This is a genomic window from Herbaspirillum sp. 1130, from assembly GCF_017833835.1.
Lineage (GTDB): Bacteria > Pseudomonadota > Gammaproteobacteria > Burkholderiales > Burkholderiaceae_D > Herbaspirillum > Herbaspirillum huttiense.
This window is the reverse complement of record NZ_JAFICQ010000002.1, coordinates 661,375-680,037: the sequence shown is the minus strand read 5'-3', so window position 1 is coordinate 680,037 and position 18,663 is coordinate 661,375. Positions and strand designations below refer to the sequence as shown.

The window sequence follows — 18,663 nt, the reverse complement described above, 5'->3', positions numbered from 1 at the left end:
ATCTCATCGACATCGTCTCGCTCCCAATTTCAGAACGCGAGTTGTACCTTCATCTGGCTGCTACGGTCCCCTGCCACATTGAACGCATCTACCGCCTGGGTATAAGGGAAGCTCGCCGTGATAAGGGGTGCCACGTCGACCAGCCGCCGATTCATCATCTCCACCGCCATGGCGAATTCTTCATGGAAGCGGAAGGCACCGCGCCATTCCAGCTCCTTCGCCACCAGCAGATTGGCCGGGAAATTGACATCACCGCCCAATCCGACCTGCACGACTACACCGCCAGGACGCATCGTTTCCAGGCCAGCACGCAGTGCACGTTCGGTACCGCTGACCTCGAACAGCACATCGAAGCTGCCCTTTCCTTGCGCATAGGATTGCAGCACCTCGGCCTCGGTCGCCACGTTGATGATACGGTCGGCCCCGACGACACGGGCGGCTTCCAGTGCCTTGGGCGCAATGTCGGTAGCGACGATTTCCGCGGCCCCGGCACGCCGCGCAGCGATGATGACCAGTGCACCGATCGGCCCGCATCCCGTGACCAGGACCCGCTTGCCCACCAGTAAACCTGCCCGGCGCACGGCGTGCAGGGCCACCGAAAGTGGCTCGGCCATGGCCGCCACGCCATCGCTGACATGATCGGCCACCGGGTGTGCCTGATGGCGCTCGATCACGATCTCTTGGCGGAACGCGCCCTGAACATGGGGCATGCGCATGGCACTGCCGTAGAAACGCATGTCCAGGCAATGGTTCTGCTTGCCTTCCTGGCAGTAGCGGCACACGCCACACGGATGGCTCGGGCTCACCGCAATACGCGTGCCCGCAGCGATATCCTGCACCGCCTCGCCCACGGCACGAACGACGCCGGAGACTTCATGGCCCAGCACCATGGGCTGCTTGATGCGCACCGTCCCGAAGCCGCCGTGATGGTAGTAATGCAGGTCCGAGCCGCAAATGCCACCGGCCTTGATCTGTACCTTCAGTTGATGGGGGGCCAGTTCGGCCGTGGGAATTTCTTCGATGCGCAAATCATGGGGAGCATGAACGATGATGGCCTGCATGATGGTTCTCCTGAATGAGGTCGGGATTCAAAGGGTGGCGGTGACGCCGCCATCGACGTAGAGAATGTGACCGTTGACAAAATCAGAGGCTGGACTGGACAAGAAGACGGCCGCCCCCACCAGGTCTTCGACATCTCCCCAGCGTCGCGAGGGGGTGCGGTTGACCAGCCAGTCCGTGAACACCTGATCGCGCACCAGCGGTGCCGTCAGTTCGGTCTTGAAGTAGCCAGGCCCCAGGCCGTTGGCCTGGATGCCGTACTTGCCCCAATCGATCGCCATGCCCTTGGTCAGCATCTTCACCGCCCCTTTGGTAGCGGTGTAGGGCGCGATACCCGGACGGCCCAGTTCACTCTGGACCGAGCAGATGTTGATGATCTTGCCGTGACCTCGCTCGATCATGGCGCGCGCGACCGTCTGACCCACCAGGAACACGGAGTCGAGGTTGGTGCGGATCAGCGCATGCCAGTCCTCTTCGGAAAACTGTTCCAGTGGCGAGCGGCGCTGTATGCCCGCATTGTTGACCAGGATCTCGATGGGACCGACATCTTCCTCGATGCGCCGCACAGCCGCATTGACGGAAGCCGCCTCGGTGACATCGAAGGGCATCCCGGTGACGCGCCCCCCCTCTGTTGACAGCCGCTCCACGGCGACTGCAAGTTTTTCCATGTCTCGCCCATTGAGTACCACATGGGCACCAGCATGCGCGAGACCGCGCGCCAGGGCAAATCCGATGCCACTGGTAGAGCCGGTGATGAGCGCAATGCGGCCGGTGAGATTGAAGGCTGCTACGCCAGCAGGGAGGCTCGATCCAGTTTGCAAAGTCTTCTGGTCCATGATGTCTGCTCTCATCCTTCTGTCGCCTTGACCATATCTTCGATGACCTTCTTGGCATCGCCAAAGACCATCATGGTCTTGTCCATGTAGAACAGTTCATTGTCCAGACCTGCATAACCCGCTGCCATGGAGCGCTTGTTCACGATCACGGTCTTGGCCTTGTAGGCTTCCAGGATCGGCATGCCGGCAATGGGCGACTTGGGATCCTTGGCCGCCGGGTTGACCACGTCATTGGCCCCCAGCACCAGCACCACATCGGCCTGGGCGAATTCGCTGTTGATGTCTTCCATCTCGAACACCTGGTCATAGGGCACCTCGGCCTCAGCCAACAGCACGTTCATGTGGCCCGGCATGCGGCCTGCCACCGGGTGGATTGCGTATTTCACGGTCACGCCGTTGTGGGTCAGCTTTTCGGTCAGTTCCTTCAGTGCGTGCTGCGCGCGTGCGACGGCAAGCCCGTAACCCGGCACGATGATGACGGTTTCTGCATTTCCCATCAGGAACGCCGCATCGTCGGCCGATCCCGACTTGACGTTGCGCTGCTGCTGCGCCCCGCCACCGGCGGCCGCCGCTTCACCGCCAAAGCCGCCCAGGATCACGTTGAAGAAGGACCGGTTCATCGCCTTGCACATGATGTAGGAGAGGATCGCACCGGACGAACCGACCAGCGAACCCGCGATGATGAGCATGGAGTTGTTCAGCGAAAAACCGATGCCCGCCGCCGCCCAGCCGGAATAGCTGTTGAGCATCGAGACCACCACCGGCATGTCCGCCCCGCCAATCGGGATGATGATGAGCACGCCCAGCGCAAAGGCGATGGCGGCCATGATGATGAAGGGCAGCCAGTTTTGCGTCAGCACGAAGATGATGCCGAAGCCGATCATGGCCACCGCCAGCAGCAGGTTCAGGAAATGCTGGCCGGCGAAGTTGACCGGCGCACCCTGGAACAGGCGGAACTTGTACTTGCCCGATAGCTTGCCGAAGGCGATCACCGAACCCGAGAAGGTGATGGCCCCCACGAAGGTACCGATGAACAGTTCCACCCGGTTGCCCACCGGAATCAGTTGCCCGTGCGCCGAAATGCCCAGCGCCCACGGCTCGGCCACCGCCGCCACCGCGATACAGACCGCCGCCAGACCAATGAGCGAGTGCATCGCCGCCACCAGTTCGGGCATCTTGGTCATCTCGACGCTGCGCGCCAGATAAGCGCCGATGCCGCCACCGACGATCACGCCGCCAGCCACCAGCAGGTAGCCGATATCACCGGAAGGATTGGTACCCTCCCCCTTGATCTTGACGATCAGCGCCAGCGTGGTCAGCACGGCGATGACCATGCCGGCAATTCCGAAGCTGTTGCCACGGCGCGCCGTGGCCGGGTGCGAGAGACCCTTCAGGGCCTGGATGAAACAGATCGATGCGATCAGGTACAGCAGGGTCACCAGGTTCATGCTCATGCTCGTTCTCCCGACTTGGCCTTGGGCTCTTTCTTCTTGAACATTTCCAGCATGCGCTGGGTCACCATGAAGCCGCCGAACACGTTCACCGCCGCCAGCGCCACGGCCAGCGTGCCGGCAATGCGGCCGACCGTGCCTTCGGTGAGGCCCGCGGCCAGCATGGCGCCGATGATGATGATGGCCGAGATGGCATTGGTCACCGCCATCAGGGGCGTGTGCAAGGCCGGGGTCACCGTCCAGACCACGTGGTAGCCAACGTAGATGGCCAGCACGAAGATGATCAGGTTAATGATGGTGTGGCTGACTTCCATTACTTGTCTCCTTGTTTGCGCAGCACTTCACCACCTGAACAAAGCAGCGTGGCCGCGACAATATCGTCTTCCTTGTTGATGACCAGCTTGCCTTCGGCATCGATGATCAGTTTCAGGAAGTCGAGCACGTTGCGCGCGTACAGGGCCGAGGCATCGGCCGCCACCAGGGCCGCCAGGTTGCCTTCGCCGATGATGTGCACGCCGTGCTTGATGACGGTCTTGCCGGGTTCCGACAAGGGACAGTTGCCGCCCTGGTCGACCGCCATGTCCAGGATCACCGAACCGGGCTTCATGGCCTTGACGGTCTCCTCGCTGATCAGCACGGGGGCCTTGCGGCCGGGGATCAGGGCGGTGGTGATGATGATGTCGGCCTGTTTGGCGCGTTCGTGGACCAGTTCGGCCTGGCGCTTCATCCAGTCCGGCGGCATCGGGCGGGCATAGCCGCCCACACCCTGGGCGATTTCCTTTTCCTCCTCGGTCAGGAAGGGCACATCCAGGAATTTGGCCCCCAGCGATTCGATCTGCTCCTTGACCGCCGGACGCACGTCGGAGGCCTCAATCACCGCCCCCAGCCGCTTGGCCGTAGCAATAGCCTGCAGGCCGGCCACGCCGGCCCCCATGATGAGCATGCGCGCGGCCTTGACGGTACCGGCGGCGGTCATCAGCATGGGCATGAAGCGTTGACAGGTATTGGCGGCCATCAGCACGGCCTTGTAACCGGCGATGTTGGCCTGCGAGGACAGCACGTCCAGCGACTGCGCGCGGGTGGTGCGGGGCGCGGCTTCGAGGCCGAAGGCGGTGAGGCCGGCGGCGGCCATGGCGGCGATGTTGTCGGCATCGAAGGGGTTCAACATGCCGATGACCACGGTACCCGGTTGCAGGCGAGCGCGTTCGGCCTCATTGGGGGCGCGCACCTTGAGCAGGATCTCGGCGGTATAGACCGCTTCGGCGCTGCCGATGCTGGCGCCGACGGCCACATAGGCGTAGTCAGGAATGCTGGACCTGACGCCTGCACCGGACTGCACCCTGACTTCATGCCCGGCCGCGATGAATTTCTTGACTGTCTCCGGCGTGGCGGCCACGCGGGTTTCTCCATCCCGTGTCTCGACGGGGATGCCTATGATCATGAATTGCTCCTGCTGTTATCGTTCTTGTGACGCGGTCATGCGACGCGCAGGGGGACATCGCCGAGGATGTCCCCGGTACTGCATCAGAACTGGTGGCGAATGCCGGTGGTCACGCCCAGACGATTGCCGAACAGCGTGCCGGAGGTGGAGCCCAAGGTCTTCCATGCGTCGGTGAGCTTGGTGTAGTCCACCGTGAGATAGACATCGGTGCGCTTGCTGAAGGCATAGAGTACGGTCGGTGCGATGGTCAGGCGGTTGCCGCTGGTGCCGGCGTGCTTGAGGCGGTCGAAGTAGACCGCGTTCCACAAGCTCCACGGTCCGCTGATGTTCCATTTGAAACCGGCAGAGTAGGAACTGTTGCGATAGTCGGCGATATCGAGCTTGTTGTTGATGTAGCCTGCGTACCACTTCACCGGACCTGCGGTGTAGGTAGCGCCCAGTGACCAGGCCGTCTGCTTGCTGTTGGCGCTGATGGCCGAGCTGAAATAGGTAGTCGAATTATTCAACACCTGCCACGCACCGCCGATGTGCAGCGGACCGTCATCATAGGCCAGGCCGATGGCCCTGGATTCACCATTGTGGATGTCACCCGCCACTTCGCCGGCACTGTAGCCCAATGAGGCCGTCACACCCTTGTAGGTGCCGGCATAGCGCAAGCTGTTGTCCAGTCGCGCGCCCATGGTGTAGTTGCCGCCCTGGAAGCCGATGGTCTGGGTCACGTTGGAGAGAGCATAGACGTCATAGCTCACGACCATGTCATGGATCAGTGCATACTGACGCCCCACGGTCAGCTTGCCGAAGCCGCCTTGCAGCCCGACCAGAGACTCCCGGCCAAACAGCCGGGTGCCGGAAGCCGGTTGCTGTTGCAGCGCGCCGGTGTCGGTCCCGAATCCGGTCTCCAGCGAGAACAGCGCCGACAAGCCGCCGCCGAGATCCTCCGTCCCCTTGAAACCGATACGGCTGCCGGACAGCGGACCGCCGGCCAGTTGCACCTTGCTCCCGCCCGCGGCGTTCTCATTGGTGCTGTAGCGAACCGACGAATCGACGATACCGTAGATCGTGACACTGCTCTGCGCCTGGGCGCCACAGCTGATGATCCCCAGCGCTGCGGCCGACATGGCTATTTTTTTCATTGACGACTCCCTTTAGTGGTTGAATTGAATTGCACCCTCTACCTCAGACTCTTCGGGAGCCGGCGTGGCGCCGCCTCCCGGCAATGGCCGCCAGGATGTCAGTCATAACGGCCGTTGTTCTTGGGATCAGCGCAGTGCCGCGACCGCGCCGGCCATACGGCGGCAACCTTCTTCAATGGTTTCCACCGAAGTGGCGATGGACATGCGCATATAAGGCGAGAGGCCGTAGGCCGTCCCGGCCACCAGGGCGACGCCAGTGCTTTCGAGGAAATACATCACCACATCGATGTCGCTCTCGATCACCTTGCCTTCCGGCGTCTGGCGGCCCAGCAGGCCACTGCAGTTGATGAACAGGTAGAAGGCCCCCTCGGGCTTGCGGCAGCTCAGGCCATCAATGGCGTTGATCAGTTCAAGCCCGCGATCACGGCGGCGGCGGTAGGTATCGGCAAACTCGGCCACGAAACCCTGGTCGCCGGTCAGTGCGGCAAGAGCCGCCGCCTGGCTGACGGAACTGGGATTGCTGGTCGACTGCGATTGCAGGATATCCAGTGCGCCAATCAGATCGCTCGGACCGGCCGCATAGCCGATACGCCAACCGGTCATGGCATAGGTCTTGGAGACGCCATTGATGAGCAGGGTACGCTCGCGCAGATCGGGCGCTGCATTGAGCAGATGCGGCGTAGGCTGTCCATCGAATCGGATATGTTCGTAGATGTCGTCAGTCATCACCAGCACCTGCGGATGACGGCGCAGCACCTCGGCCAGTGCCTGCAGTTCTTCCAGGGTATAGGCTGCTCCGGTCGGGTTGCTGGGGGAATTGATGATGAGCCACTTGGTGCGTGCCGTGATGGCCGCATCGAGGACAGCAGGCGTCAGCTTGAAGCCGTCTTCCTCCACGCAGGGCACGACGACCGGTGTGCCATCACAAGCCAATACCATATCGGGATAGGACACCCAGTAAGGTGCCGGCACCAGTACTTCATCTCCGCTCTGCACCGTGATGGCCAAGGCATTGAAGATGGCGTGTTTGGCCCCGCAGGTAGCGATGATCTCTCGCGGCGCATAGGCCAGCTGGTTTTCGCGCGCCAGTTTTTCTGAAATGGCTTGGCGCAATGCAGGCGTACCCGCGGTTGGCGTATAGCGCGTCTGGCCGGACTCGATGGCCTCGGCGGCAGCGCGGCGGATGTGCGCGGGCGTATCGAAATCGGGCTCACCCACGACCAGGTTGACGATGTCCTTGCCCTGGCGGCGCAATTCGGCCGCACGCTCGGCAGCGGCACTGCTGGGGGACTGTTTGATACGACGGACGCGGTCAGCGATACGGGGGGAAGTCACACGGCTCTCCAAAAAACGATCAAGAGCGCTAACGGTAAGCGGCTGCCCATTTTTCCGATAAGACGACTTTCGTCTGGCAAAATAACCTCGCCTTATGGCTGCCCCGCAAACTGCTTTTAGCTTGGCTCTCGACGTTTCATGGAGCCATCCCGGACTCTGCTCGCAACCCCTGCAAACTCGGGCTTTCCGCCTGGCCAGCGGCATTTTTTAAGCGACTCGGCCAGTAAATAATTTCCATGCGACAGTGTGTTGATACCGCAACGCGAGCATCCATATAAAATTCTTCTGCCGTGATAGCGTTATCATTGGAGCCCTACCGATATCAACAAGCAGAAGACAAACTGCGCGCCGTATGTGGAGACAGTGGCGTGATTCTTGCATCACGGCTCGCAGCATGGGAGGAAAAGAATCGTGAATCTGCGTCGCCTTAAATATTTCGTCAAAATTGTCGACATCGGCAGCCTCACTCAGGCAGCCGAAATCCTGCACATCGCGCAACCCGCCTTGAGCCAGCAACTGGCCACGCTGGAAGGCGAGTGCCGGCAGCAGCTACTGGTACGGACCAAGCGTGGCGTGACGCCTACGGAAGCGGGCACGACCCTGTATCGCCATGCACAGATCATCCTGCGCCAGGTGGAGCAGGCCCAGAATGACGTCAAGAAATCGGGACAGGCGCTGTCGGGCCAGGTCTCGGTCGGTCTCTCGCCAGGGACGGCCGCCTCGGCATTGTCTCTGCCGCTGCTGCAGACGGTACGGGCGCGCCATCCTGGCGTACTGCTCTACATCAACGAGAACTTTGGCACGACGTTGAGTGAACTGATCATGAACGGGCGCATGGACATGGCCGTCCTGTATGGCGAGAAGTCCTTTCCCGGCCTGTCGTACAAGCCCTTGCTCAAGGAAGATCTTTATCTGGTCGCCCCCGCCTGTCTGCACTTCCCCGAACGCGAGATCAGCTTGCGCGAGCTGCGCGATGTGGAATTGCTGCTGCCACGGCCGTACAACTATGTGCGCAAGTACGTCAACGAGGCCTTCATGGGCGCACAGATGGTACCGCGCGTGGTGGCCGAAATCGAGTCGGCCGCCACCTTGTCGTCGGCTATCGGTGCCGGGCTGGGCGCGACCATCCTGCCGGTGTCAGCCGCGCGCGTGATCGCGTCCTCCGGCAACGCCACGCTCTCGCGTATTGTCGATCCGGTGATACTGGCTCCGTTGTCCCTCTGCGAGTCAGATCACCTTCCCCTGTCCGAACCCGCAAACGCGGTGCGCGAGATCCTGCTGGAGCTGGTGGATGACCTTGCCCGTGACAGCGGGCAGCCTCTCGTTCAGGAGCCGTGAACCAGCCTGGATGGGCGGCGGCAGTACCGCGCACCAATCCATAAGGTCGCCTTATCCCTTCAAAGCCAATCCGTCTTATCCCATTGCGAGCGGTCCGCGTATATTGAATTCCTGAATATCGATAGCGCCGCACAGGCAAGGAAAGCGATGGATCTCCCCAAGATAAAAGCACTGATCGACCTGCTCAACAGCTCCGGGCTGAGTGCACTTGAATTGGCCGAGGGCGAACACAGCGTGCGCCTGGAACGGCACGCAAATGCAACTGCGCATACGGTGGTGCCGGTGCCGACCGCTGCTCCCCTCTCTGCGCCTCCCCTGTTTTCTCCCGCCCCTGCTCCTGCTGAAGCAGCGTCCAGCACAGGGCGTGTGATCGCCGCCCCCATGCAAGGCATCTTCCATCTCACACCTGCTCCGGGCGAATCTCCGTTCGTGCAGATCGGCGACGAAGTGCAGTTGGAACAGGTGGTCTGCGTGATCGAAGCCATGAAGATGTTCAACACGGTCGAGTCCGACCAGTCCGGCCGCATTGCAGAGGTACTGGTGAGTTCGGGCAGCGAGGTCAAGGTCGGCCAGGCCCTGTTCCGCCTCGCCTGACCCCGGCCAGGATCGCCCTCGCTCATTCACCCCACACATTCATGCTCAAGAAAGTTCTCATCGCCAATCGTGGCGAAATCGCCCTGCGCATCCAGCGCGCCTGCCGCGAGCTGGGCATCGCTACCGTAGCGGTCTACTCCGAGGCCGACGCCGGTGCCCGTCACGTGCGCCTGGCCGATCAGGCACTGTGCATCGGACGTGCCCACCCCACCCACAGCTATCTCAACAAGCACGCCATCGTCCAGGCCGCACGCCTGTGCGGTGCCGATGCCGTCCATCCCGGTTACGGTTTCTTGTCCGAGAACGCCGAATTCGCGCAGTTGCTGGAGGATGCCGGGATTGTCTTCATCGGTCCGCTGGCAAAGTCCATCCGCGTCATGGGCGACAAGATCGCGGCCAAGCAGGCGATGCTCGCCGCGGGTGTGCCGTGCGTACCGGGCTCCGATGGCGCATTGCCCGCCGATATCGAGGCACTGAAGCAAATGGCCCGCGATATCGGTTATCCGGTCATCGTGAAGGCAGCGGGTGGAGGCGGTGGCAAGGGCATGCGCGTGGTCCAGCAGGAGAGCGAGCTGGCCGAGGCCGTTGCGTTGACGTGTGAAGAAGCGCGCCGCGCCTTCGGCAATCCGGAGCTGTACATGGAGAAATTCCTGCAGCATCCCCGCCACGTGGAAATCCAGGTCCTGTGCGACAACCACGGCAATGCCTTCTGGCTGGGCGCGCGTGATTGCTCGATGCAGCGCCGTCACCAGAAAGTCATGGAAGAAGCGCCAGCGCCCGGTATCGCCTCCGCATTGCTGGAGCAGGTGGGTCAGCGCTGCGTCGAAGCCTGCCGGCAGATCGACTACCGCGGTGCCGGCACATTTGAATTCCTCTTCGAAGATGGACGCTTCTACTTCATCGAAATGAACACGCGCTTGCAGGTCGAACACCCGGTCACCGAAATGACCAGCGGCATCGATATCGTGCAGGCCCAACTACGGGTGGCCAGCGGCGAGGTATTGCCCCTGCGGCAGCAGGATATCCAGTGCCATGGCCATGCCATCGAGTGCCGCATCAACGCAGAGGATCCCTATACCTTCGCGCCCTCGCCCGGCACCATCAGCACGTGGGAACTGCCCGGCGGCCACGGAGTACGAGTCGATTCCCATGCAGGCGTCGGTTATACGGTACCGCCCTACTATGACTCCATGATCGCCAAGCTGATCGTGCATGCGCCCACCCGCGAGGAGGCGCTGGCCCGCATGCGCGGTGCGCTGGCAGAGATGCGGGTGAGCGGTGTGAGCACCAACCTGGCGCTGCATGGCGACCTGATGACTGAACCCGGCTTTGCTGCAGGGGGCGTCAACATCCATCACCTTGAACACTGGCTCAAGCATCGGAACGCACCGTGAAACCATCGACCAAGCTCAGAGAAATCCCGCCGCCAACGCAACCGGGCAGCGATGCCCATGCCCTGAAGATCAGCCTGCTGGGCGCCAAGGCCGTCCTGTTCGAGGCGCCGGGCGCGATGGACCTGCCGCAGCAGCGCCGTATCTGGGACCTGGCCCAGCGCCTCGCAGACTGGCCCGAGGTGGCCGAAGTCGTCCCCGGCATGGCCAACCTGATGCTGGTACTGCGCCAGCCGCCGTCCGACATCGCCAGCGTGGAAGGCGCATTGCGCCAGGCATGGGAAGAATCGGTCGAATTGCACATCGAGGGCCGGCACATGGCGCTCGATGTGATCTATGGCGGGGAGGGTGGCCCGCACCTGGCCGACGTCGTGGCCCATACCGGGCTGTCCGTGGATGACATCGTGCAGATGCATGCGGCACCGCTGTACACCGTCTATGCCTTGGGCAGCCATCCTGGCTACTGTTACCTGGGCGGCATGGACCCTCGTATTGCTACCCCCCGGCGCAAGGTGCCGGTGGTACGACTGCCCGGCGGCTCAGTCTCCATCGGCGGCGAACAGACCGGCGTGTCGGCCTCGGATGGCCCCAGCGGCTGGAACACCATTGGCCACACGCAAATGCGTTTCTTCGATCCGCACCGGGAACCGCCAGCCATCCTGGCACCGGGCGATACGATCCGCTTCAACATTGCAAAGGTAATCAAATGATCGAGATCATGGCCACCGGTGCACTGAGCACCGTGCAAGACCTCGGCCGGTTCGGCGTATTGCGCTATGGCGTCGGCACCTCGGGAGCCATGGACGACCTAGCACTGGCCATCGGCAATATCCTGCTGGGCAATGACAGCAATGCTGCCGGGATCGAGGTCCCGATTCTGCCGTTTCGCGTTCGCTTCACCACCGATGCCGATTTTGCGCTGACCGGTGCCGACTGCGAAGCCACGCTGGATGGCCAGCCCGTTCCACCCTGGTGGTGCCGGCAGGCTCGCCAGGGGCAGGTATTGGCGCTGGGCGTACCGCGCAGCGGTGCGCGCGCTTACCTGAGCGTGGCCGGGGGAATCGATGTCGAGCCGGTACTGGGGTCGCGCAGCACGCAGATGCGCGGCAACTTCGGTGGTTTCGAAGGCCGCCCGCTGAAGAAGGGAGATGCCCTCAAGACAGCCTTCCGCCAAGGTGAGTTGACGCCGGTATCGGGCATTTCTTCCAGCGGCTTCGGCGTGCGTCCACCGCAACTGGGATTGCCGCTGACACTGTCGGGAAGCCAGGAGCAGATCCCCGTGCGCGTACTTCCGGCGGGCGAATATGAGGGCTATACGGCGCAATCGCTGGAGGCGTTCTGGCAGCAGCCTTGGCAGGTCACCCCGCAAAGCGATCGTTATGGCTACCGTCTCGAAGGACCGGGACTGCAGGCGGCGCGTCCCATGGAAATGCGCTCGCACGGGATCGTGCCCGGCGTGATCCAGGTCCCCCACAGCGGGCAGCCCATCATTCAGTTGCGCGATGCCCAGCCTTCGGGCGGCTACCCCAAGGTGGGCACCGTCATCGAAGCCGACCTGTGGCGTCTGGGGCAGGCGCGCATTGGCCAGTCACTGCGTTTCATTCGGGTGGACCATGCGCAGGCCAGCGCCGCGCTGGAAGAAAAGGCGCTCTATCTCGCGCAATTGCAACAAGCGGTGCAGATGCAACGCAAGATCTGGAACAGCTGAGGTGGCCATGGACATTGAAGAATTACAGGCGCTGGTCACACTGACGGAGCAGGGCCGGCTGGCGGTACTGGAACTGCGCCGCCCGGGAGAGCGCGTACGCCTGGAGGGACCGGCTCACCTGGATAGCCGGGTTGAGGCAGCGCTGCCGACAGTCTCGCAGGGCGACAAGACAACCCAGGTCATGGCACCTGGTTTCGGTCATCTCGTCACGCAACATCCGCTGCGCTCCGCTCCTTTCGTGACCAACGGCAGTGTGGTGAAACCGGGTGACATCCTCGCACTGATCCAGGCCGATGAACTGTACCTGCCGGTCACCAGCCAGGACGCTGGCTCGGTACGCAGCCTCACGGCAGCGCAAGGCCTGGTCGGCTACGGTACGCCGCTTTTTGAAATTGACGCCTGAGCGACAATCGCGTTGCATTCGGGAAACCAAGGATACACATGAAGATCGATCTCAATGCCGACATCGGCGAAGGCTACGGCCACTACCGCATGGGTGATGACGAAGCACTCATGGACATCATCACCTCGGCCAATATTGCTTGTGGCTTCCACGCTGGCGACCCGGTGATCATGGACCGCACCTTGCGCCAGGCTGCCGCTCGCGGCATCGATATCGGTGCCCACGTCGGGTTTCCCGACATGCTTGGCTTCGGCCGGCGAGTGATCCAAGCCGATCCGCAGGAACTGGCCAAATACGTGCTCTACCAGCTGGGCGCGCTCTCCGGCCTGGCACGGGCAGCCGGTTGCCGGGTAGGACACATGAGCTTCCACGGTGCACTGGGCAATATGGCGGCCGCCGATGATGCGCTGGCCGAACCGCTGCTCAGCGCGATCGCGCAATTCGACCCCGAGATCGTCATCAGCGTCTCGACCAATACGGCCATCGAACGCGCAGCCGTACGCCACGGCCTGCCGTGCGCCACGGCCTTCCTGGCCGACCGTGCCTACGACGACCAGGGGGCCCTGGTTTCGCGCAAGCTGCCCGGTGCCGTCATCGAGGACAAGCAAGCCGTACTGCAGCGTGTGGTGGAGCTCCTGCGTACCGGCAGCGTCGCCTCCATTACCGGGACGCCGCTGCCCATGCCGGTAAAGCAAATCCTGGTGCACGGCGATACGCCGGGTGCCGTGGCCCTGGCGCGCGCCATTCGCGGTGCCATCGAAGAGGCCGGGGGCAGCGTCACGCCGGTGAGCCAGCTACTGTAACGTATTGGCCTGGCTGGACATAAGCAGTGCTTATCCCCTCAAAGCCAATCCGTCTTAGTCCGAAGCGCGCCTGCGCGCTATATTCAACTCAGCGGGCCGCCCAAGTGGCGGCTCTCATACTGGAGATCTTCACATGCCTTTTTCTGATTACAAGACCGCACTGGTGACGGGTGCCTCCACCGGCATGGGCGCAGCCATCGTCGAACGTTTCTGCAAGGAAGGACTGGAGGTGCACGCACTGGCCCGCAGCGAAGGGGCACTCAAGGAACTTGCGGCACGTACCGGTTGCATCCCGCATGTGGCCGACGTCCGTGACCTGCCCGCATTGACTCGTCTGGCACAGCAATACCAGTTCGACGTCCTGGTCAACAATGCCGGCATTTCAACACCGGGTTCGATCCTCAATGCCAGCGAGAGTGACGTCGACGCGCAGGTCGAAATCAACCTGCAAGCGGTCCTGCACCTGGTCCGCCTGATCATGCCCGGCATGGTCGAACGTGATCGGGGCCACATCGTCAACATCAGCTCGATTGCCGCCATCTACAACTTCAACGGCAACTCCATCTATCACGCCACCAAGGCCGGCATCCACGCCCTCTCACGCCAGCTGCGGGTCGATGCCACCGGCAAGCGGGTGCGCGTCACCGAGATCTGCCCCGGCCGCGTGGCCACCGATATCTTCGGACATGTGCATGGCGATATCGAGGCCGCACGCAAACAATTCATCGACGGCTTCGAGCTTCCGCAGGCCTCGGACATTGCGGATGCCATCGCCTTTGCCGTCTCGGCCCCCATCGCCGTCAACATCAGCAACATCGAAATCCTCCCGACGCTGCAGGTACCGGGCGGCCTGACCACCATCAAGCCGCAGGACTGAGTCCGGCGGCCTTCATTTCCACCAGAGAGAGAATCCATATCATGGAACATATCGGCGCACGCAAGAATCCGTCTTCGCCGCAGGCCCCTGCGGCCATCATCGAGCAGCTCAAGAGCATCCCGTCGGCACTCATCAGCGATAACATGCGCCGCCTGGCGGGCACCTCCAACCTGCGTCCCATGTATCAGGGCGAGCAACTGGTCGGTACCGCCGTGACGGTACGCGTGCGCCCCGGGGATAATCTCGCCATCCATCGCGCTTTCGACTACTGCCGCCCGGGTGACGTGATGGTCATCGACGGTGGCGGTGATACGACCCAGGCGCTGATGGGCGAAATCATGACCACCTACGCCCGCACCATCGGCATTGCGGGACTCGTGATCGACGGTGCCATTCGCGACGTGGCAGGGATTCGTGAGATGGGCTATCCGGTATTTGCCCGTGGAGCGACGCATAAAGGTCCGTACAAATGCGGCCCCGGCGAAATCAATGTCCCGGTCAGCATCGACGGCCTGGTCATCAATCCGGGCGATATCATCGTGGCCGACGAAGACGGTATCGTCGCATTCGCCCAGTCCGAAGCCTCGTACCTGATCGAAAAGGCGCTGCAACAGATCCAGCGCGAACAAGACACCATGACCGCCATCCGCGAAGGCCGCTACGACCGTTCCTGGATTGACGCGCTCGAAGCCAACAGCGCCGGCTGACGTCATTTCTGCACGTGTAACACCACCTGCGCCAAATGGCGTTTGCGCGCAGGTGTCAATAAATAAAACGATATCGGAGACACACCAGATGAAAGCAGCCATCGCCGTTACCCGGGCGACCTTCCCGGACATCCTGGAGCGCCTGCAGACACGCTTCGACGTACTCGACAATCAACAGGACGTATTGTGGAGCCAGCCTGAGCTCATCGCACGCCTTCAAGGCAAGGTCTGCGCGGTGACCCATGGCAGCGACCGCATCGATGCCACATTGCTGGATGCCTGTCCGCAATTGCGCGCAGTGTGCAACGTCGGCGTGGGCTACAACAACATTGATGTAGAGGCCTGCAACCAGCGCGGCGTACTGGTCACCAATACCCCGGACGTGCTCACCGAGACCACGGCGGATTTCGGCTTCGCCTTGCTGATGGCCACCGCGCGCAGAATCGCCGAATCCGATCGCTACGTGCGCGCGCGGCAATGGAACAAGACGGGGATCTACGACATGCTGCTGGGAGCCGACGTCCACGGCAGTACCCTGGGCATCTTCGGCATGGGCCGCATCGGCCAGGCCATTGCACGGCGCGGCGCGCATGGTTTCGGCATGCGTGTGATTTATCACAACCGCAGTCGCCTGGATCCCTTGGTCGAACAATCCTGCAATGCGGCCTATGTGGATCGCCAGACGTTGCTGTCGCAAGCAGATCACCTGATCGTGGTGGTCCCCTACTCTGCCTCGTCCCATCATGCGATAGGTGCTGCGGAACTGGCGCTGATGAAGCCTACCGCCACCCTGGTCAATATCGCACGCGGCGGCGTCATCGACGATGCCGCCCTGGCCCAGGCGCTGCGCGCCGGCACGATCGCTGCAGCCGGACTGGATGTTTTCGAGGGTGAGCCCAATGTGCGGCCGGACCTGCTGGACATTCCCAATGTGGTCCTGACCCCGCACATCGGCAGTGCCTCCATTCAGACGCGACGCGCCATGGCACTGCTGGCAGTACGCAACCTGGAAGCCGTCTGTGCCGCACCGGTACCGGCGGTACCGACCCCGGTCAATCCGGAACTGCTCTCCAGTCCCTCTCGTTTGCGTCGCTGACGCGTTTGCTGATGCCGGTTGCCGCCATGCGCGTGATTCTTGCAATACGCCATGGCCGCGTACTTGCACGCGCCAGATCGTGACCGGCCGCGAGCTCGGACAGCCCCAAAATGGGGCTTGCTGCACCACCAGAGACGAAGGATGCACCACCATTTCAGAAACTTATCGGATCAGATGAAAAGCGTCTTTTCTTATCGTTTTTGAACCGCGTATTCTCTCTGCAAACGAGTTGTCATTGCCAACACGCATACCGTGGGCGCATCAGTAAAGGAGAAACGCCATTAACCTCAACCTCAATTTTGCAGCCGTCCTGCAAGGGCAATATGCCGACTTGCTGGTCAAGGGCCTGCTGCTTACCCTGGAGCTGACGGTTGCGTCCTGGCTCGTGGCGATGCTGCTGGGGACCTTGCTGGCCACCATGCGCATGAGCGGTCACCGGCTTGCCACGGGCATCGTATCGTGCTTCGTGGCCTACCACCGCAATGTACCGATGCTGGTGCAGATCATGATGTGGTATTTCGCGCTGCCCTCGTTGCTGCCTGACGAGGCCCAGATGTGGATCAACCAGTTCAACGGTGAATTCCTCTACTCCGTCATTGCCATCGGCTTGTGCATGGCCGCCTATGTATCGGAAGACATCCGCAGCGGCCTGCGGGCGATTCCGGCTGGCCAGTTCGAAGCCTCGCGGGCACTGGGTCTGAGCTATCTGCGCACCATGCGTTTCGTGATCCTGCCGCAGGCACTGCGCATTGCGGTGCCGCCCCTGATCAACCATACCGTGCTGCTGTTCAAGAACACCAGTCTGGCCATGGCCATTGGTGTGGCCGAGCTGACCTACGCCACGCGACAACTGGAGAACTACACGTTCCGCACCTTTGAAGCCTATCTCATCGCCAGTGTCGGCTACCTGGCCTTGTCCCTGGCACTGATGGCAGCAGGCGAGGCAATCTCGCGTCACTACAAGATTCCAGGAAGCCGCTAAATCATGTTCGATATCCTGCACAACTACTGGGAACTGCTGCTGCTCGGGCAATATCCGCACGGTGCGCTGGGCGGACTGGCCATCACCCTGATCCTTTCATTGCTGGGTCTGGGCCTTGCCTTTCCGGTCAGTATCCTGCTGGCCCTGGCCCGCATCAGTCCGATGGCCGTATTCCGTGTTCCGGCAACCATGCTGGTCTACACCATCCGCGGCATTCCACTGATCATGGTGATCTTCTGGGTGTATTTCTTCCTGCCCTTGCTGATCGGCCGGACCATCACCGGTTTCACCACCATGCTGTGTACCCTGGTGATCTACCAGAGCGCCTACCTCTGCGAGGTCATCCGCGCCGGTATCGAAGCGCTGCCCAAAGGACAGCTCGAAGCTTCGCGTGCACTGGGGCTGGGGTATTTCCGCACGCTGCGCTTCGTGATCCTGCCGCAGGCCTTGTACAACATGATGCCCAGCATGATCAGCCAGTTCGTCTCGACCATCAAGGAAACCTCGCTGGGTTACGTGATCAACGTGCCCGAGGTGACCTTCGCAGCCAATCAGGTCAACAACCAGTTGCTGACCAAACCGCTGGCGGTCTTTTCACTACTGGCCCTGATCTATTTCGTCCTGTGTTTCTCCTTTACGGAGCTGGCGGATTACATCGAGCGCCGCATTACCAACAAGCGCGCCGGCAAGGCACGCAAGAACAAGCCGGATGTTGGCAGCAAGCTGTCCATGACCGCGCTTCCCGCAGCAGCAAGCAAGGAGAATTCATGATTATCTTCACTGACGTCAACAAGTGGTACGGCAATTACCATGCCCTGGTCAACGTCAATGCCCAGGTCAAGCGTGGCGAGGTCGTGGTTGTCTGCGGCCCCTCGGGCTCCGGCAAGTCCACCCTGATCCGGACGGTCAACCGTCTCGAGGACATCCAGCAAGGACAGATTGCCTTCGATGGCCAGGACGTCAATGCCGCCGGACTTGACCTGAACAAGTTCCGTACCCGCGTGGGTTTCGTGTTCCAGCAATTCAACCTGTTTCCGCACCTGTCGGTGATGGACAACATCATCCTTTCGCCGACCCGGGTCAACGGTCTCAAGCGCCAGGCAGCGCGCGAAAAGGCAATGAGCTTGCTGGAGCGCGTGGGCCTGTCATCCAAGGCCGACTCCTTCCCGGGCCAGCTCTCCGGCGGCCAGCAGCAGCGTGTGGCCATCGCCCGAGCATTGGCCATGGACCCGCCGGCCATGCTCTTCGATGAACCCACCTCGGCGCTGGACCCCGAAATGGTGGGCGAAGTGCTCAACGTCATGAAGAGTCTGGCGCGCGATGGCATGACCATGATGTGCGTCACGCATGAAATGGGATTTGCCCGGGAAGTGGCCGACCAAGTCTGGTTCATGGATGCAGGGACCATCCTCGAGCGAGCTTCGCCCGAGAAGTTCTTCACCAGCCCGGAACATCCGCGCGCGCAGCGTTTCCTTTCCGACCTGCGCTCGCACTGAGCCGCGCGGTGCG

The 18,663-nt window shown here is 61.9% G+C and carries 20 protein-coding genes; 13 read left to right on the top strand and 7 right to left on the bottom strand.

The annotated features are described in order from the left end of the window. Window positions 1-29: 29 nt before the first annotated feature. The 7 genes from JOD78_RS11900 to JOD78_RS11870 all read right to left on the bottom strand — a co-directional run bounded on the left by JOD78_RS11900 (window position 30) and on the right by JOD78_RS11870 (window position 7,255). Window positions 30-1,061 (bottom strand): L-idonate 5-dehydrogenase, encoded by a 1,032-nt coding sequence (locus JOD78_RS11900; protein ID WP_209567968.1) that lies wholly within the window; start codon window positions 1,059-1,061, stop codon window positions 30-32. Window positions 1,062-1,088: 27 nt separating this feature from the next. Further along, window positions 1,089-1,895 carry an SDR family oxidoreductase gene (locus JOD78_RS11895; RefSeq protein WP_209567969.1) on the bottom strand — a complete coding sequence of 269 codons (807 nt, stop codon included), beginning with the start codon at window positions 1,893-1,895 and terminating at the stop codon, window positions 1,089-1,091. A gap of 11 nt (window positions 1,896-1,906) precedes the next feature. Continuing rightward, the gene (locus tag JOD78_RS11890; RefSeq protein WP_209567970.1) at window positions 1,907-3,349 is read right to left on the bottom strand and encodes an NAD(P)(+) transhydrogenase (Re/Si-specific) subunit beta; all 1,443 of its coding nucleotides are present in this window, start codon (window positions 3,347-3,349) and stop codon (window positions 1,907-1,909) included. Further along, complete coding sequence (locus JOD78_RS11885; protein ID WP_034335569.1) at window positions 3,346-3,660, bottom strand: NAD(P) transhydrogenase subunit alpha; 315 nt, start codon at window positions 3,658-3,660, stop codon at window positions 3,346-3,348. The genes JOD78_RS11890 and JOD78_RS11885 overlap by 4 nt, the downstream gene beginning before the upstream one ends. Further along, entirely contained in the window at window positions 3,660-4,787 is a 1,128-nt protein-coding gene (locus JOD78_RS11880; protein ID WP_209567971.1) for a Re/Si-specific NAD(P)(+) transhydrogenase subunit alpha, read from the bottom strand. The genes JOD78_RS11885 and JOD78_RS11880 overlap by 1 nt, the downstream gene beginning before the upstream one ends. An 83-nt stretch (window positions 4,788-4,870) precedes the next feature. Further along, window positions 4,871-5,920 (bottom strand): porin, encoded by a 1,050-nt coding sequence (locus JOD78_RS11875; protein ID WP_121037543.1) that lies wholly within the window; start codon window positions 5,918-5,920, stop codon window positions 4,871-4,873. A 126-nt stretch (window positions 5,921-6,046) separates the two neighbouring features. Continuing rightward, a complete protein-coding gene (locus tag JOD78_RS11870) occupies window positions 6,047-7,255 on the bottom strand; it encodes an aspartate transaminase (protein ID WP_121037546.1) in 1,209 nt (402 codons plus the stop codon). 411 nt (window positions 7,256-7,666) lie between these two features. On the opposite strand from JOD78_RS11870, the gene nac reads away from it, so the two are divergent. From nac to JOD78_RS11805, 13 genes are all read left to right on the top strand, one after another. Beyond that, a complete protein-coding gene (gene nac / locus JOD78_RS11865; protein ID WP_121037549.1) occupies window positions 7,667-8,593 on the top strand; it encodes a nitrogen assimilation transcriptional regulator NAC in 927 nt (308 codons plus the stop codon). Between the two features lie 147 nt (window positions 8,594-8,740). Next, on the top strand, window positions 8,741-9,187 hold the full coding sequence (gene accB, locus JOD78_RS11860; RefSeq protein WP_121037552.1) for an acetyl-CoA carboxylase biotin carboxyl carrier protein: 447 nt from the start codon (window positions 8,741-8,743) through the stop codon (window positions 9,185-9,187). A gap of 41 nt (window positions 9,188-9,228) precedes the next feature. After that, window positions 9,229-10,581 carry an acetyl-CoA carboxylase biotin carboxylase subunit gene (gene accC, locus JOD78_RS11855; RefSeq protein ID WP_209567973.1) on the top strand — a complete coding sequence of 451 codons (1,353 nt, stop codon included), beginning with the start codon at window positions 9,229-9,231 and terminating at the stop codon, window positions 10,579-10,581. Window positions 10,582-10,643: 62 nt separating this feature from the next. Beyond that, window positions 10,644-11,288, top strand: coding sequence for a 5-oxoprolinase subunit PxpB (gene pxpB, locus JOD78_RS11850; protein ID WP_166675767.1), 645 nt, complete (start codon window positions 10,644-10,646; stop codon window positions 11,286-11,288). Continuing rightward, on the top strand, window positions 11,285-12,286 hold the full coding sequence (locus JOD78_RS11845; protein ID WP_121037558.1) for a biotin-dependent carboxyltransferase family protein: 1,002 nt from the start codon (window positions 11,285-11,287) through the stop codon (window positions 12,284-12,286). The genes pxpB and JOD78_RS11845 overlap by 4 nt, the downstream gene beginning before the upstream one ends. Window positions 12,287-12,293: 7 nt before the next feature. Further along, complete coding sequence (locus tag JOD78_RS11840) at window positions 12,294-12,689, top strand: biotin/lipoyl-containing protein (RefSeq protein WP_209567975.1); 396 nt, start codon at window positions 12,294-12,296, stop codon at window positions 12,687-12,689. A 38-nt stretch (window positions 12,690-12,727) separates the two neighbouring features. Then, the gene (locus tag JOD78_RS11835; RefSeq protein ID WP_209567977.1) at window positions 12,728-13,492 is read left to right on the top strand and encodes a 5-oxoprolinase subunit PxpA; all 765 of its coding nucleotides are present in this window, start codon (window positions 12,728-12,730) and stop codon (window positions 13,490-13,492) included. Between the two features lie 133 nt (window positions 13,493-13,625). After that, on the top strand, window positions 13,626-14,369 hold the full coding sequence (locus JOD78_RS11830) for an SDR family oxidoreductase (RefSeq protein ID WP_121037567.1): 744 nt from the start codon (window positions 13,626-13,628) through the stop codon (window positions 14,367-14,369). A 41-nt stretch (window positions 14,370-14,410) separates the two neighbouring features. Then, entirely contained in the window at window positions 14,411-15,076 is a 666-nt protein-coding gene (locus JOD78_RS11825) for an RraA family protein (RefSeq protein WP_121037570.1), read from the top strand. An 88-nt stretch (window positions 15,077-15,164) separates the two neighbouring features. Further along, window positions 15,165-16,172 carry a D-glycerate dehydrogenase gene (locus JOD78_RS11820; protein WP_209567979.1) on the top strand — a complete coding sequence of 336 codons (1,008 nt, stop codon included), beginning with the start codon at window positions 15,165-15,167 and terminating at the stop codon, window positions 16,170-16,172. A 280-nt stretch (window positions 16,173-16,452) separates the two neighbouring features. Further along, a complete protein-coding gene (locus tag JOD78_RS11815) occupies window positions 16,453-17,154 on the top strand; it encodes an amino acid ABC transporter permease (RefSeq protein ID WP_121037577.1) in 702 nt (233 codons plus the stop codon). 3 nt (window positions 17,155-17,157) lie between these two features. Beyond that, entirely contained in the window at window positions 17,158-17,925 is a 768-nt protein-coding gene (locus JOD78_RS11810) for an amino acid ABC transporter permease (protein ID WP_121037580.1), read from the top strand. Beyond that, window positions 17,922-18,650, top strand: a complete 729-nt coding sequence (locus JOD78_RS11805; RefSeq protein ID WP_121037583.1) for an amino acid ABC transporter ATP-binding protein — start codon at window positions 17,922-17,924, stop codon at window positions 18,648-18,650. The genes JOD78_RS11810 and JOD78_RS11805 overlap by 4 nt, the downstream gene beginning before the upstream one ends. Window positions 18,651-18,663 lie beyond the last annotated feature (13 nt).